At 64.6% G+C, this 15411-nt stretch carries 17 protein-coding genes; 5 read left to right on the top strand and 12 right to left on the bottom strand.

Annotated elements, in window-relative coordinates; all coding sequences use genetic code 11:
* Positions 1–31: 31 nt before the first annotated feature.
* On the top strand, positions 32–529 hold the full coding sequence (locus BLS51_RS06915) for a pyridoxamine 5'-phosphate oxidase family protein (protein WP_090176074.1): 498 nt from the start codon (positions 32–34) through the stop codon (positions 527–529).
* Here the strand turns inward: BLS51_RS06915 and pdeM are convergent.
* The 5 genes from pdeM to BLS51_RS29225 all read right to left on the bottom strand — a co-directional run bounded on the left by pdeM (position 526) and on the right by BLS51_RS29225 (position 6492).
* Positions 526–1176, bottom strand: coding sequence for a ligase-associated DNA damage response endonuclease PdeM (gene pdeM, locus BLS51_RS06920; RefSeq protein ID WP_090176071.1), 651 nt, complete (start codon positions 1174–1176; stop codon positions 526–528). The genes BLS51_RS06915 and pdeM overlap by 4 nt on opposite strands.
* On the bottom strand, positions 1173–3605 hold the full coding sequence (locus BLS51_RS06925; protein WP_090176067.1) for a ligase-associated DNA damage response DEXH box helicase: 2433 nt from the start codon (positions 3603–3605) through the stop codon (positions 1173–1175). Before BLS51_RS06925 ends, pdeM begins: the two co-directional genes overlap by 4 nt.
* Complete coding sequence (locus tag BLS51_RS06930; protein WP_090176064.1) at positions 3602–5233, bottom strand: ATP-dependent DNA ligase; 1632 nt, start codon at positions 5231–5233, stop codon at positions 3602–3604. Before BLS51_RS06930 ends, BLS51_RS06925 begins: the two co-directional genes overlap by 4 nt.
* Entirely contained in the window at positions 5226–6233 is a 1008-nt protein-coding gene (locus BLS51_RS06935; protein WP_090176060.1) for a ligase-associated DNA damage response exonuclease, read from the bottom strand. Before BLS51_RS06935 ends, BLS51_RS06930 begins: the two co-directional genes overlap by 8 nt.
* Before the next feature lie 73 nt (positions 6234–6306).
* Positions 6307–6492 carry a hypothetical protein gene (locus tag BLS51_RS29225; RefSeq protein ID WP_139168658.1) on the bottom strand — a complete coding sequence of 62 codons (186 nt, stop codon included), beginning with the start codon at positions 6490–6492 and terminating at the stop codon, positions 6307–6309.
* 168 nt (positions 6493–6660) lie between these two features.
* Here BLS51_RS29225 and BLS51_RS06940 point away from each other — a divergent pair, with 168 nt between their 5' ends.
* A complete protein-coding gene (locus BLS51_RS06940; protein WP_090176055.1) occupies positions 6661–7167 on the top strand; it encodes a GAF domain-containing protein in 507 nt (168 codons plus the stop codon).
* Here the strand turns inward: BLS51_RS06940 and BLS51_RS06945 are convergent.
* The 6 genes from BLS51_RS06945 to BLS51_RS06970 form a co-directional block, all read right to left on the bottom strand.
* The gene (locus BLS51_RS06945; protein ID WP_090176052.1) at positions 7164–8432 is read right to left on the bottom strand and encodes an RNA polymerase sigma factor; all 1269 of its coding nucleotides are present in this window, start codon (positions 8430–8432) and stop codon (positions 7164–7166) included. The two genes, BLS51_RS06940 and BLS51_RS06945, sit on opposite strands and share 4 nt — an antisense overlap.
* 31 nt (positions 8433–8463) lie before the next feature.
* The gene (locus tag BLS51_RS06950; protein WP_090176050.1) at positions 8464–9276 is read right to left on the bottom strand and encodes a YciI family protein; all 813 of its coding nucleotides are present in this window, start codon (positions 9274–9276) and stop codon (positions 8464–8466) included.
* A 37-nt stretch (positions 9277–9313) separates the two neighbouring features.
* Positions 9314–9727: a YciI family protein gene (locus BLS51_RS06955; RefSeq protein WP_090176047.1), complete on the bottom strand. Its 414-nt coding sequence runs from the start codon at positions 9725–9727 to the stop codon at positions 9314–9316.
* 10 nt (positions 9728–9737) lie between these two features.
* On the bottom strand, positions 9738–10181 hold the full coding sequence (locus BLS51_RS06960) for a VOC family protein (protein ID WP_090176044.1): 444 nt from the start codon (positions 10179–10181) through the stop codon (positions 9738–9740).
* Positions 10182–10261: 80 nt separating this feature from the next.
* Entirely contained in the window at positions 10262–11659 is a 1398-nt protein-coding gene (locus BLS51_RS06965; protein ID WP_090176041.1) for a heavy metal sensor histidine kinase, read from the bottom strand.
* A complete protein-coding gene (locus tag BLS51_RS06970) occupies positions 11656–12327 on the bottom strand; it encodes a heavy metal response regulator transcription factor (RefSeq protein WP_090176038.1) in 672 nt (223 codons plus the stop codon). Before BLS51_RS06970 ends, BLS51_RS06965 begins: the two co-directional genes overlap by 4 nt.
* 128 nt (positions 12328–12455) lie before the next feature.
* Here BLS51_RS06970 and BLS51_RS06975 point away from each other — a divergent pair, with 128 nt between their 5' ends.
* From BLS51_RS06975 to BLS51_RS06985, 3 genes are read left to right on the top strand one after another with little or no spacing between them, the layout of a single operon-like run.
* The gene (locus tag BLS51_RS06975) at positions 12456–12782 is read left to right on the top strand and encodes a CzcE family metal-binding protein (RefSeq protein WP_090176034.1); all 327 of its coding nucleotides are present in this window, start codon (positions 12456–12458) and stop codon (positions 12780–12782) included.
* Positions 12783–12828: 46 nt separating this feature from the next.
* The gene (locus BLS51_RS06980) at positions 12829–13179 is read left to right on the top strand and encodes a DUF305 domain-containing protein (RefSeq protein WP_090180475.1); all 351 of its coding nucleotides are present in this window, start codon (positions 12829–12831) and stop codon (positions 13177–13179) included.
* 17 nt (positions 13180–13196) lie between these two features.
* Positions 13197–14522, top strand: a complete 1326-nt coding sequence (locus BLS51_RS06985) for a YncE family protein (protein WP_090176031.1) — start codon at positions 13197–13199, stop codon at positions 14520–14522.
* Here the strand turns inward: BLS51_RS06985 and BLS51_RS06990 are convergent.
* The gene (locus BLS51_RS06990; RefSeq protein ID WP_090176028.1) at positions 14500–15234 is read right to left on the bottom strand and encodes an alpha/beta fold hydrolase; all 735 of its coding nucleotides are present in this window, start codon (positions 15232–15234) and stop codon (positions 14500–14502) included. The two genes, BLS51_RS06985 and BLS51_RS06990, sit on opposite strands and share 23 nt — an antisense overlap.
* Between the last annotated feature and the right edge of the window lie 177 nt (positions 15235–15411).

A 15411-nucleotide genomic window follows, 5' to 3' on the forward strand; every position in this document is an offset into this window, starting at 1 on the left:
GCAACCACCCTTTTTGTCATGGAGGCGCATCATGCCGCTTTATTCGCAGGACCAGATCAACACCATCGCCGCCAAGATCAAGCACATCCGCTTCGGCATGTTCACCACCATGGACCACGCCAATGTGCTGAGCAGCCGCCCGCTGACCGTGCAGCAGATCGACGGCGAAGGCAATATGTGGTTTTTCTCCTCGGACGAGGCGGACTACACGCAAGAACTGACCTTGCATCCTGAAGTCAATGTCAGCTTCTCCAGCCCGGACGAGCACCTCTACCTGTCGGTGACCGGCCAGGCCTTCCTGGTGAGAGACCGCGCCAAGGCGCGCGAACTGTGGAATCCGCTGGTGCGGGCATGGTATCCCGGCGGCCTCGACGATCCGCACCTGACGCTGATACGGGTGCGCATCCAGACCGCCGAATACTGGGACGCCAGCACCAGCAAGATGAAGCAGCTGGTGCAACTGGCGCGCACCGCCGTCACCGGCCGCGCGCCGGTGGGCATGGGCAAGCACACCACCATCTGCCTTTAAAGCGGAATTTCCAGCACCGCCTCGCCGCTGCTGACGAACAAGCGTTCGCCCGGCTGCGGCGCCACCGGATGACCGCCGGTGAACGCGCCGAACGACGGCAGCACCAGATGCTGCGGTCCCATCAGAAAGCACGGCAGCAGCAGCGAGTCCCAGCCCGAACGCAGCCGGTACACCGGATGCACATGGCCAGCCAGCACATACGACGGCACCAGGATGTCGGGATGGTGGCAGAAGGCAAACGGCCCCAATACATGCGGTTCATCCACCACGCTAATGCCGAGCTGCGCCGGCGGATCGCCGGCATGCGCATCGTGATTGCCGCGCACCAGCGTCAGCTGCAACTCAGGATGACGCTCGCGCCAGGCCTGCATGGCGGCCAGCGTGGCCGGTGCGTGCGCCGCCCGCGCATGCAGGAAATCACCGAGGAACATGATGTGCCGCACTGGCAGCTGCGCCACCAGGCGCTCCAGCGCCAGCAGATTCGCGCTGGTGGTGCCGGCAGGCACCGGCACGCCCAGTGCGCGGAACGAGGCAGCCTTGCCGAAATGGATGTCGGCCACAATCAGCATGGACTCGCGCGGCCAGTACAGCGCCTTTTGCGGCAGCATCAGCAATTGTTCGCCAACGATGTCGATCAGATGATTCATGGACCTGCCGCCTTTTCCAGTTCACGTACCAGCCGGGCCACGCGGTCCGACAATTTTTCGGTGCTGAGTTTTTCACGGAAGCGCTCCACCATCAGCGCAAAGCCGAACGGTGTAGCGCGCTTGATTGCATGGAAACGCACGCTACGGGCCTGCAATTCCAGCAGCGTGGCGCGCAGACGGCCGAGTTCCAGCTCCTGCTCCAGTACCTCGCGCTGCGCCTGCGTCAGCAGCAGGTTGCCGGCATCGTGCTGGCTGAACACGGCAAAGAACAGCGATGACGATGCCTGCAACTGCCGCGCACTCTTGCCCTGTCCCGGATAGCCCTGGAACACCAGCCCGGCGATACGGGCGATTTCACGAAAGCGCCGCTGCGACATTTCGGTCGCGTTCAGGCTGGCCAGCACATCCTCCAGCAAATGCTCGATGCTGAACAGGCTGACCTCCTTGCCGCTGGGCACATCCAGCAGCGCAGCCCAGTCCAGTTCCTGCGCCGACAACAGCTCGAAGCCATAGTCGTTGACGGCAATCGAAAACGTCACCGGCGCCATGCGGCCGACGCGGAAGGCGATCAGCGACGCCAGCCCCACGTGCACCGAGCGGCCGGCGAACGGGAACATGAACAGGTGCCGCCCTTCGCGGCTGTGCATGGTTTCGATGACGGTGGTGTCGGCGGCGGGCAGCGACGACCAGCGCTGCTGGATTGCCAGCAGCGGTTGCAGCGCCTGCATTTCCGGCCCGTCAAAGCAGCCCTGCGTGGCCAGCCGCAACTGCGCCAGCGCCGCATGTGCCAGTTCCGACGACATCGGCATGCGCCCGCCCTGCCAGCGCGGCACCGCGCCCCTGGCGCCGGTGGCGCGTCGTACGTAGGCGGTCATTTCGTGCAGGCGCACGAATTCCAGGATGCGCCCGGCGAACAGAAAATGGTCGCCCTTGCGCAGCCGCGAAATAAACGATTCCTCCACGCTGCCCAGGCGGCCACCGCTGACATATTTCACCTGCAACGACGAATCCGAAACAATGGTGCCGATGCCCATGCGATGACGGCGGCCCAGCGCGACGTCCGGCACGCGGTAGACCCCCTCCTCGTCCGGCAACACGCGCCGGTATTCGGGATACGCCACCAAGGTCTGCCCGCCACGCGCGACAAAGTCCAGCGCCCATTGCCATTCGTCGTCCATCAGGTTGCGGTACGACCAGGCGCTGCGCACCTCCGCCAGCAAGGCCTCGGGGCGGAAGCCGCCGCCCAGCGCGATGGTGACCAGATGCTGCACCAGCACGTCCAGCGGCTTTTCCGGCACCGGGCGCGCCTCGATATCGCGCGCGGCAACCGCCTGGATAGCGCCGGCCGCTTCCAGCAACTCCATGCTTTGCGTCGGCACCAGCGTCAGGCGCGAGACCCGGCCCGGCGCATGGCCGCTGCGACCGGCCCGTTGCAGCAGGCGGGCAATGCCCTTGGCGCTACCGATCTGGAGCACGCGCTCGACCGGCAGAAAATCGACGCCCAGGTCCAGGCTGGACGTGCAGACCACCGCTTTCAGCCGGCCCTGCTTGAGGCCCTGCTCCACCCAGTCGCGCACCTCCTTGTCCAGCGAGCCGTGATGCAGGGCGATCAGACCGGCCCAGTCCGGCCTGGCGTCGAGCATGTGCTGATACCACAGCTCCGCCTGAGAACGCGTATTGGTGAACACCAGCGTGCTGCCATGCTGGTCGATTTCCGCCAGCACCGGCTGCAGCATCTGCACGCCAAGGTGTCCGCCCCACGGAAAGCGCGACGGATGCTCGGGGATCAACGTATCGACCAGGATCTGCTTGGCGACGTGGCCCTCGACGATCACGCCGTCCGGCGCCAGCACATCGCGCGCCTGCGCCAGATTGCCGAGCGTGGCCGACAGCCCCCACACCAGCAGCGCCGGATTCCATTGCCGCAGCCGCGCCAGCGCCAGCTGTGTCTGCACGCCGCGCTTGTTGCCCATCAGTTCATGCCATTCATCGATGATGACCATGACCAGCTGCGCCATGCGGGCGGCGGCATCCGGGTGGCTAAGCAGCAAGGTCAGGCTTTCCGGCGTGGTGACCAGCGCATCCGGCAGTCGTTTGTTCTGGCGGGCGCGCTGGGCCGAGCTGGTGTCACCGGTGCGCGCTTCGATCTGCCAGTCCGGCGCCGCGTCCTGCAAGGCGCGCAGCGTGTCGGCGGCCAGCGCGCGCATCGGCGTGATCCACAGCACGCGCAGGCCGGACGGCGCCCTGCCCGTCGCCGGCCTTAACGCGGCGGCCCGCTGCAAGGCGGCAAACCAGACGGCATAGGTCTTGCCGGCGCCGGTGGTGGCATGCAGCAGGCCGGAGCGGCCGGCTGCGGCCGCCGCCCACACCTCGCGCTGGAACGGGAACGCGGTCCAGCCGCGTTCAGCAAACCAGGCTTGCGCGTTCATGGCGCTGCCAACAGGCTTTTCAGCGACTCCAGCGTGTCCGCCTCCTCCACCGATTTATCTTCGCGCCGGCGCAGGATGCGCGGGAAGCGCACCGCGATGCCGGACTTGTGGCGCGGCGAGCTGGCGATGCCTTCAAAACCGATCTCGAACACCATGCTCGGCGTGACGCTGCGCACCGGGCCGAATTTCTCGATCGTGGTCTTGCGGATCGCCTGGTCGACCTGGGCGATTTCGGCATCGGTCAGGCCGGAATACGCCTTGGCAAACGGCACCAGCTTGCGCTCCTCGTCCCCGCCTTCATCCCATACCGCAAAGGTATAGTCGGTGTACAGCGAGGCGCGGCGGCCGTGGCCAGCCTGGGCGTAGATCAGTACCGCGTCGACACTATACGGATCGATCTTCCATTTCCACCAGGTGCCAACGCTCTTGGTGCGGCCCACGCCGTAGCGCGCGTCCACCGCCTTCAGCATCATGCCTTCAACGCCACGTTCGCGCGACTCGGTGCGGATCACAGCCAGGTGCTCCCAGCTCTGCGCCACGATCAGCGGCGCCAGCCGTAGTTGTGGCGTGCCTTGCAGGCTGCCGATCAACTGTTCCAGCAACATGCGCCGTTCGGACTGCGGCAACTCGCGCAGGTCACGGCCTTCCAGTTCCAGCAGGTCGTAAGCCACCATCACTGCCGGCAATTCGCCCAGCAGGCGCGCCGACACCTGCTTGCGTCCCATGCGCTTTTGCAGGTCGGAAAACGGCGCTGGCGCGTGGCCGCCATGCCAGACCAGAATCTCGCCATCGAGTACCACGCCGTCCGGCAGGCGCAACGCCGCCAGCTCGGGGAAGCGCTCGGTAATCAGGTCTTCGCCGCGCGACCATAGCCAGTTCTTGCCGTCGCGGCGCACCAGCTGGGCGCGCATGCCGTCGTATTTCCACTCGACCTGCCAGTCCTCCAGATTGCCCAGCATGGCCGGATCACGCTCCAGCTGGTGCGCCAGGAAAAACGGATACGGCTGGCCGCCGCGCTGCACCTGCTCTTCCACCGTATGCTCGGAAATCAGCTGGCGGAAGCCGGCGCCGGTCGGGTTGACGCTGCCGTCGGTCCAGCCCATCAGGCGTTGCGCGATCAGCTTGCTGTCGAGCTGGGCAACGGCGCTCAGGGCGCGCGTCACCAGCAAGCGCGAGACGCCGACGCGGAAGCCGCCACCGATCAGCTTGGTCAGCAGGAAGCGCTCGCGCGTATCCAGCTGGTCCCAGTAGGTGAACAAGGCGGTGCGCACCGCTTCCGGATCGGCGCCACGCAGCGGTGCGATGCCCAGCTCGATCCAGTCGGCCAGGCCGATTTCACTCGGATGCTTGGGCGGCGGCAGGATGTGGGCAATGGTCTCGGCCAGGTCGCCGACGGCGTGGTAGCATTCGTCGAACAGCCACTCGTCCAGGCCGGCGTATTCCATCGCATACTGGCGCAGCAGCTTGGTTGGCACCGCCTGGCGCGGCTTGCCGCCGGCGAGGAAATACACCGCCCAGGCGGCATCCTGCGGCGCGGCGGTGGTGAAATAATTCTGCAGCGCGGCAAGCTTGCGGCTGGTGGACGTGGTTTCGTCCAGCTCGGCGTACAGGCGGGCAAAGTCACGCATTGCTGACCTCCTCGGCCTCGTCGTCGCCATATTCGGTATCGAAGCCGCTGGCTTGCAAGCCTTGCTGCTGCAACCAGCGCACCAGCACCGCGATCGAGCCGTGCGTGACAATGACGCGCTGCGCGCCGGTGGCGGTAATTGCCTCCAGCAGGCCGGGCCAGTCGGCATGGTCGGACAACACAAAGCCACGGTCGACGCCGCGCCGCCGGCGCGCGCCGCGCAACTGCATCCAGCCGCTGGCGAAGGCGTCGCTGAAATCGCCAAAGCGCTTGATCCACGGCGAGCCACCGGCCGATGGCGGCGCCAGCACGATGGATTTGCCGATGTCGCTCTTGGCGACGTCGCCGACCATCACCGTGGACGGCAGCCACACGCCACCCTCCCGGTAGACTTCGTTCAAGGTCTGCACCGCGCCATGGCAGATGATCGGGCCGATCGACGGGTCCAGCCCGCTCAGCAAACGCTGCGCCTTGCCGAAGCTATAGCCCAGCAGCACGCTGGCACGGCCCTGCGCCGCATTGGCGGACCACCAGGCGTTCACATCGTTGTAGATTTCCTGCTGCGGCTGCCAGCGGTAGATCGGCAGGCCGAAGGTGGATTCCGTGATAAAGGTGTCGCAACGCACCGGCTCGAACGGCGCGCAGGTGCTATCGGCCTCGACCTTGTAGTCGCCCGACGCCACCCACACCTCGCCACGATACTCCATGCGCACCTGCGCCGAACCCAGCACGTGACCAGCCGGATGCAGCGACACCTTGACGCCGTTGTGCAGCAACGGTTCGCCATACGCCAGGCCGGTGATATTGACCGGCCCCAGCCGCGACTTCATCACATTCACGCCCGGTGCGGCCGTCAGGTAATGCTGGTGCCCGCCACGCGCGTGGTCGCCATGCGCATGCGTGATAACGGCCCGCTCCACCGGCCGCCACGGGTCGATGTAGAACTGGCCTGGCACACAATACAGGCCTTCTTTGCGGACGATCACCATATCGGCGGACATAGGCGGCTTTCGAGTAGAGATAGCCGATTTTCGCGCCCGCAGGGCTAGCTGGTCTGTCAGCCAGCGCACCGAGTCAATCGATCTGTTCCGCCATGAAGGTGACGTTGTCGTCCTGCTCGCAATCGATGTGGACGCGCTCCTCGCCAACCATCAGCATGGCATCGACATCGATGGCCGGCGCTGCTGGTTGCACGGGCGGCATCCCAGGCTTGCTTTTCGGCGGCTGCCGTGGCGCCGTGCTCTTTTTTCTCGTGGACATATTCTCCCCCGCTTCGGTAATAAGGCACTGTCCACCAGAGTAGCGCGCGCAAAGCGGAAGCGCTATCGGATACCGCCTACAAAAAGGGTAGGAAGTCTTCGTAAAATCGTCGGATCGGCTACCATAGAGGTCTTGGCGCGCCCGCGCTTATTTACTGAACAACACATCATGACCTTTACCCTCAGCGACAACGCCTACGGCACCGACAGCGCCGACGCCAAAAACGCCATGTACAACGACCTGCGCCCGCAACTGCAAGGCCTGGTCCACGGCGAAACCGATCTGATCGCCAATACCGCCAACTTCAGCTCGCTGGTATTCAACAGCATGCCGGGCCTGAACTGGGCCGGTTTCTATTTCCTCAAGGGCGATGAACTGGTGCTCGGCCCGTTCCAGGGCAAGCCGGCCTGTATCCGCATCAAGAAAGGCCGTGGCGTCTGCGGCACCACCGTGGTGGAAGGCAAGTCGATTGTCGTGCCGGACGTGCACGCCTTCCCCGGCCACATTGCCTGCGACGTCAATTCGCGCTCGGAGCTGGTGGTGCCGGTGCGCGGCCCGGACGGCGCGATTGTCGGCGTGTTCGACCTCGACAGCCCGCTGCCGAACCGCTTCGACCAGACCGACGCCGACGGCATCGAATCGCTGGTCAAGCTGCTGGAAGCAACGCTGGCCTAAGACAATGGCGACGATTGCGCGCGCGCCAGCAGCAGCTGGCGTTCGCGCTCGTTGTGCGTCAGCGCGGCAGCGCGTTCGAATTCACCACGCGCCTCGTCGTGGCGCTCCAGCCTGGCAAGCAAGTCGCCACGCACGCTGGGCAGCAGATGATAATGTTTCAAGGCTGGCGCTTCCAGCAAGCCATCCACCACCTCCAATCCCGCTTGCGGCCCATAGGCCATCGACAATGCCACCGCGCGATTCAGTTCGACGATCGGCGACGGCAAGCGCTGCGCCAGTGCTTCATACAGCGCGGCAATGCGCTGCCAGTCAGTCTCTTCGGCACGCCGGGCGCGCGCATGGCAGGCGGCGATGGCGGCCTGCAAGGCATACGGCCCCAGGCCTTGCAGGCCGCCGGCGCCTGGTGCATCGGCTGGCGACAGCGCCAGTTGCTCGGCGCGCGCCAGCGCCGCCAGGCCACGGCGTATCAGCAACTGGTCCCAGCGTGAACGGTCCTGCTCCAGCAGCAAAATGGGCTCGCCTTTCGGCCCGAGCCGGGCGCGGGCGCGCGAGGACTGGATTTCCATCAGCGCCACCAGTCCATGCACTTCCGGCTCGTGCGGCTGCAAGCCGGCCAGAATGCGTCCCAGCCGCAGCGCCTCCTCGCACAGCGCCGGGCGCATCCAGTCGGCACCGGCACTGGCCGAATAGCCTTCGTTATAGATCAGGTAGATGACTTGCAGCACCGAGGCCAGCCGCTCGCCCAGCTCGTGCGCGCGCGGCGCCTCGAACGGCACCCTGGCTTCCGACAGCGTGCGCTTGGCGCGGACGATGCGCTGCGCCACGGTTTTTTCCGGCACCAGGAAGGCGCGGGCAATTTCATCGGTGCTCAGGCCGCCCAGCAGGCGCAAGGTCAGCGCCACGCGGCCATCGGTGGGCAGCACCGGATGGCAGGCAACAAACACCAGCCGCAGCAGGTCGTCGCCAATATCGTTTTCCAGCGCGTCGGCGACGGCGGTCTCCAGGTCGGGCGCGGCGTCCTGCAACTGGCTGTCGATCTCATAGCTGATCGCCGCTTCTTTTGCGTGATGTAGCTGCCGATGGCGCAGCACGTCCAGTGCGCGGTTTTTCGCCACGGTGGTCAGCCACGCCGCCGGCTGGTCGGGCACACCGGTTTGCGGCCAGCGCTCCAGCGCCAGCACCAACGCGTCCTGCGCCAGCTCCTCGGCCTGGCCGACATCGCGCAACATGCGCGCCAGCACGGCGATGATCCTGGCGGACTCCATCCGCCATACCGCTGTTACCGTCTTGTGGACATCAGCCGCCACGGGCCGCTTTGCTGAAGGCGTTGCGCAGTTCCGCTTCCAGCAATTCAGCGCGCATGCGCTCTTCGGCCTTGACCATGTCGGGCGTGAATTCGACGTGCGACTTGCGCTCGCACGCTTCGCGGATTTCCAGCGTGATATCGCCCGGCTGTGGATACGGATAGGCCTTGGCCCAGGCGATCGCCTCGTCGCGCGAGGCCGCCTGCAACATCCAGTAGCCGGCGATCAGCTCTTTCACTTCAGTGAACGGGCCATCCACCACCGAGGTCCGCGAGTTGGCGTAATGCACCCGCGTGGCATTGCTCGTACCCTTCAACCCTTCGCCGGCCAGCAGCACCCCCTGCTGCACGCCGGCCTCATTGTGCTCGTTCATGACATCGATGACTTCCGGCGGCGGCGCCGCATCGGATTCGCTGTCGGCGTCCGAGCGCAGGAAGACCACGTAGCGCGTCAACGTCTCCTTGCGTTGCGGGATGGTGCCGGCGGCCGTGCCGCGCTCGTCGAAGCCGACACAGTTGCCGGGGCAGCCGGCGTCGCGGATTTCATAGACTGCGCCACTGTCGAACAAGGGCCAATAGCGCACCTGGGCAATGATGTCCTCGCGCGACTCGGCCTCCAGCAGCACGAAGCCAGCCACCAGTTCCTTGGGCGGGAAAGGGCCTTGCACTTCGGTCCAGACGCCATCCCGGCGCTGCAGCCGCACCGCTTCCGCGCTGGGGCGCAGAAAGGTCCCCGGCTCCAGCGCCGGCGGCTGCGTTCCTCGTTCCGTGCTTTGATTGGCGCGGCGCAGTACCATGAATTCCATTACATCGTGCTCCAGACTAGACTGAGTGAGTAAGGTATCACATGCGTGCCCGCAAAGACTCTTCCTGGGCCGCCAATTCCGGCGGCAGGGCGTCGCCGAAGTCGCTCATTTCATACACTTGGCGGATTTCGATCTCGGACGGACCGTCAAACGGGTTCGGGCAGCGCTTCATCCACTCAATCGCCTCCTCCTTCGATTGCACCTGGATCAGCCAGAAACCGGCGACCAGTTCCCTGGTTTCGGCAAACGGCCCCTCGGTGACGGTGCGCGCGGCGCCCTCGTAGCGGATGCGCGCACCTTTGGAACTTGGATGCAGGCCCTCGCCGGCCAGCAGCACGCCGGCGTTGACCAGTTCTTGGTTGAACTTGCCCATCGCCTGCATCAGCTCCGTGCTGGGCATCTTGCCGGCTTCGGAATCCGTAGTGGCTTTGACGATCATCATGAATCGCATGGACCGTTCCTTACTGGCAATCGTTCGGCATCTGCTTCATCGCATCAGCCATTTCCGCCGGCGTCATGTCCTTGATGCGGGTGGCGATCGACCAGTGATGGCCGAACGGGTCGGTCACCTGGCCGTAGCGGTCGCCCCAGAACATGTCGGCTGGCGGCATGCGCACGCTGGCGCCGGCATCCACCGCCTGCTTGAATGCCGCGTCGACGTCCGGTGACGACAGGTGCAGTGTGACCGGGCTGCCTTTCAGCGCTTTCGGCCCCAGGCCGCCATATTCGGGAAAATCGTCGGCCAGCATCAGCGTCGAGTCGCCGATTTTCAGCGTAGCGTGCATGATGCGGCCGTTTTCGCCGGGCAGGCGCATCAGTTCGACTGCGTCAAAGGCTTTTTTATAGAATTCAATGGCGTCGGCGGCGCCTTCGCATACCAGATGTGGAATGATGCTGTTGATCATGATGGTCTCCTCCGTGGTGGGTTGAGTAAGTCACTCTATACCCACGACGAAGCAGTACCGCCGAAATCGACACGATTTCGCTATTTTTTTTCAAAGCGTAGCGAAAACGTCGTCAGGCCAGATTGGCTGTCCACTGTAATTTTTCCACCATGCAACTCCATGATGGCGCGGACGATGGACAAGCCCAGCCCCGCGCCAGCCGAACGGGCCGGATCGGCGCGGTAGTAGCGGTCAAAGATGTGCGGCAGATGGGCGGCGGCGATGCCGGGGCCGCTGTTGCTGACCTGGATTTCCACGCCATCGGCAACAGCGCGCGCCGACAGCGTCACCTGGCCGCCAGCCGGCGTGTGCGGAATGGCGTTGGCGACCAGGTTGCTGACCGCGCGCTGCAGCAGTACCGGATCGATATCCGCACGCAGCGCTTCGGCCTCCACGTTCAGGCGCACGCCGACATCGTCCGCCAGTATTTCAAAATAGTCGTGGATGCGTTGCAGTTCCGCCCGCAGGTCCAGCGTTTCGCGTCGCAACGCCAGCTGGGCGTTGTCGGCGCGCGCCAGAAACAGCGTGTTTTCGATCATCCGCGACAGGCGTTCGTATTCCTCGGAATTCGAGGCCAGCAGCGCCTGGTATTCCTCCACCGTGCGGGCACGCGACAGCGCCACCTGGGTTTCCACCATCAGCGTATTGACCGGTGTGCGCATATCGTGCGCCAGGTCGGCGGCAAAGCCGGACAGGCGCTGCACGCCGTCCTCCAGCCGGTTCAGCATGCCGTTGAAGGCCACGCCCAGTTCGCGCAGCTCGACCGGCGCGTCCTGCACCGACAGCCGCGTATTCATGCGGCTGGTGCTGATGTCGTTGGCCTTGGCGACCACCGAACGCAGCTGACGCATGCTGTGGCGGACGATGGCATAGCCAAGCAAGGTCGCCAGCAGCGCGCCGCCGCCCAGCGCCAGCAGCAGGTCACCGGCATAGCCGCGCAGCAGCTTGAGACGGTCGGAGCGCTCGCGCGCCAGCGTCACCTGCACCGGCTCGCCGCCGGCAGCGCCAGCGCCGGCCAGCGCAGTAGCCCTTACCATGCGGCCGATGCCGGCGGCAGGTTGCCAGTCGTGGATGTCGTCCAGCGTCAGCGCGCGCTGCACCGGCACGCTGTCAACCTGCGGCAAGGGCCGCGAGGTGACCGAGGTTTGCAGCAGTGGCTTGCCGTCGGCCGCGTTCACCCGCAGCATGAAGTCGTTATGGCCGTACAGCGTATCGGTCAGCGCCCTGCCGTCGCTGGCGATGGCGGCGGCCGACGGCAGGCCGGCGATGATGCGCCGCAGCTGGTCGACCTTGGCGATCAGTTCGATGTCATCCCGGCTGGCCATCTGCCGCTGCAAGGTGTGATACAGGTAGGCGCCCACCGCGACGAAACTCGCCACGCTGACCGCCGACAGCAGCAGCGCCACCCGCAACGTCAGCGACAACGGCCGGCGCTTCATTCGCGCACTTCCAGCAGATAGCCCATGCCGCGCACCGTCTGCACCAGTTTCAAGGCATACGGATCGTCAACCTTGGCGCGCAGGCGGCGGATCGCCACGTCCACCACATTGGTATCGGAGTCGAAGTTCATGTCCCAGACCATCGAGGCGATCTGCGTGCGCGACAGCACCTCGCCCTGGCGCTTGGCCAGCAGGTGCAGCAGCGCAAACTCCTTGGCGGTCAGGTCGATGCGCTGGCCGCCACGCGTCACACGCCGGCGCAGCACATCGATTTCCAGGTCGGCCAGGCGCAGGATGTCCGATTCGCGCACCGGCCCGCGCCGCAACAGCGTCTTGACGCGCGCCAGCAATTCGGCAAAGGCAAAGGGCTTGACCAGGTAATCGTCGGCGCCCAGTTCCAGGCCCTTGACGCGGTCGGCCACATCGTCGCGCGCGGTCAGGAACAGCACCGGCGTTTCCTTGCGCTCGCGCAGCCGCGCCAGCACGGTCCAGCCGTCCATCTGCGGCAGCATCACGTCCAGCACGATCAGCTCGTAGTCGTGTTCGAGCGCCAGCGCCAGGCCGTCGATGCCATTGCGCGCCAGGTCCACCACATAACCGGATTCGTTCAGGCCCTTGACCAGATAGTCGCCCGCCTTGGGTTCGTCTTCAACAATCAGTATTTTCATGATGTGCTCATTGTCGGCCTTTTGGATGGCCGCAGGGATTACAAATCTGTCATGTGAACGTCATCTTGCTGTCAGTGCGCGCTGCGTAGACTGGCCACATCTTCACTCAACCACCAAAAGGAAACATCATGTTCAAAGCCCTGCACATTACCATTATCGCTGCCGCACTGACTGCCGGCGCAGCCCATGCCGCCGTCAATCCGCTGACGCAATTCGGCATGCCCACCCAGGCCAACAACGCCGACCGCCACATTGTCATCGAGGCCGGTACCAAATGGGTCAACGTCAACAACGGCGACACCGTCACCTTCGATGTCAACGGCCAGTCCTTCACCTGGCATTTCGAGACGCTGCACAGCGAAGAAGTATTTGACCTGGCCAAGATCGCGCCGCAAGCCGTGAACGCCGGCATGGTGACCGTGTACGTCGCCAGCAACCCGCTGTATCGCGGCTGATCCGGTGCGCGCCGCGATCGTCGCCTGCCTGGCCTGCCTGCCGCTGATGGCGGCGCAGGCCAGCGCGCAGCAGCACCATCATGGCGGCGCCGCCCCGGCGCCCGTCCCCACGTTTGTCGCCAGCAGCGCCAAGCACTTCGGCGCGCTGATGGGCGACGCCATGGCCGTCATGGACGCCGGCATGCGCCAGGCGCCGATGAACGGCAATCCGGAACACGACTTCGTCACCATGATGATGCCCCATCACCAGGGCGCCGTCGATATGGCCAAGGCCGTGCTGCTGTCCTCCCAGGAGCCGGAAATCCGCAATCTGGCGCTTGGCATCATCGCCGAGCAGCAGGTCGAGATCCAGGTGATGCAAGCCTGGCTGCAACGTTACAAGGAAAAGAACCCGTGAAACAACTCCCTTTCGCCATGGGCGCGCTGCTGTGCGCCCAGGCTTTTGCCGCACCGTCGCCGCTGGACCGCGTCTATACCGCCGACCAGAACACCAATACCATTTCCGTTTTCAGCCCTTCCAGCAATACGCTGCTGGGCCAGATCAAGCTGGGCAACGCCCGGCCGGACGTGCTGTCGCCACTGTATCGTGGCGAAATCAATGTCCACGGCCTGGGTTTTTCGCCCGATCACAAGACGCTGATCGCCATCTCCAACGGCTCCAACTCGGTCACCTTCATCGACACCGCCACCAACCGGGTCAAGGGCAAGACCTATGTCGGCCGCTCGCCGCATGAAGGCTTTTTCACGGCCGACGGCAAGGAAGTCTGGGTGGTGGTGCGCGGCGAGGACTATATCTCGGTGATCGATCCGGCCACTTTCAAGGAAACGCGCCGCATCCAGACCGCAGTCGGTCCCGGCATGGTGCAGTTCCATCCCGATGGCAAGCTGGCGTTTGCCGTCTCCAGCTTTACCCCCACCGTGGACATCATCGACGTCGCCTCGCACACCATCATCAAGCGCATCGATGTGGTCAGCCCTTTCTCGCCTTTCCTGCAATTCACGCCGGACTTCAGCGAAATCTGGATGACGCACAAGGATGTGGGCAAAGTCACCCGCATCAGCACCCGCACGCTGGCGGTGACCGGCGTCATCGACACCGGCTTCATCACCAATCACCTGGCGTTCGCCAAGGTGGGCGGCGAAGTGCGCGCCTACGTCACCGTCGGCGGCGAGAACGTGGTCAAGGTTTACAGCACCGGCAAGGAAGCCAGGCTGCTGGCGAGCATCGCCACCGGCGCACTGCCGCATGGTGCCTGGACTTCCGACGACAACAGCCGCGTCTACATCGGCCTGGAAAACGGCGACGGGGTGCAGGTGATCGACACTGCCACCAATAAAATCATCGCCACCATGGGTGGCGGTCAGGCGCCGCAGGCGTTGGTCTACCTGTCCAACGTGGCGCCAACGGCGGACGACCGCGCCAATCTGGTGCCGCGCGTGAATCAGGACGCGCGCAATATGCAGCTGCGGCCGGCCGGCGGCAAGGGCAAGGGCAAGGGCTTTATTGTGCTGCGCAGCCTGGGCGTGGTGGAATCCATCGAGGCTTTCCTGTACCAGCTGAAGCCGGACACGGTCTACGACGTGTATGCGGGCGGACAGGCCGCGCCGGTGGGCAGCTTCCGCACCAATGCGATGGGGATGGCGAATGGCACCATGATCGGCCCGCAGCAGGCGGCGGGCGCGATCACGGTGAAGGAGAATGGCGGCGGCGTCGTGCTTACTTCGCCGCTTCCAGAATAAGATTGGCAATCTCCTGCGGATGCGAAATCATCGACACGTGGCTGGACTGCAGTTCGATGGTTTTCGCGCCCATCCGCTTGGCCAGGAAACGCTCCAGCTCCGGCGAGGTGGTGCGGTCATTGGCCGACACCGCGTAATAGCTCGGCTTGAGCTTCCAGGCTGCCTGTGTGGTGCGGCTGCTGAACAGGCTTTGCGAAATGCGTCCCTGCCCCGCATACAGCACCCGCGCCCGCGCCGGGTCCAGGTCGCCGGCAAAATCGCGCACGAAGGCTTCCTCGTTCAGCTGCGCAAAGCCGTCCGGCGACTTGACCAGGCCCTTGCTGGCCGGTGCCGCCGGGAATTGGGCCGCCAGCGCGGCATAATCCTCGCCGGCATCCGGCGCGCGCGCCGCCACATACACCAGCGCCGCCACCTTGGCGTCGGTGCCGGTTTCACTGATCACCGTGCCGGCCCACGAATGGCCGACCAGCACCGTCGGGCCATCCTGCAATGCCAGGATACGGCGGGTGGCGTCGGCATCGTCGGCCAGCGAGGTCAGCGGATTTTGCACCGAAGTCACATGCTTGCCAGCCTTTTGCAGCAGCGCGATGACCTCGTTCCAGCTGGAGCCATCGGCATAAGCACCGTGGACCAATACAATATTATTAACAGCGGCCGATGCAGCCCCCGAAAACAGCGCGGCAAAAGTACCGGCAAGTAACAGCTTTTTCATGGCGATTCCTTAAGGGTTAGTGTCTGCCCAGTATAGAAATCCAGCCCTGACCGCAAGATGACGGCCACATTACAAACAGATGACAAGCTCAGCCGATACACGTCGATACATAACAGAAACAATTCTTAGGTCAAATATAAGCATTAAAACGATAAAATTATTCACTAATGTAGCGTT

Origin of the sequence: Duganella sp. OV510 (genome assembly GCF_900100205.1) — a bacterium.
GTDB lineage: Bacteria > Pseudomonadota > Gammaproteobacteria > Burkholderiales > Burkholderiaceae_D > Rugamonas.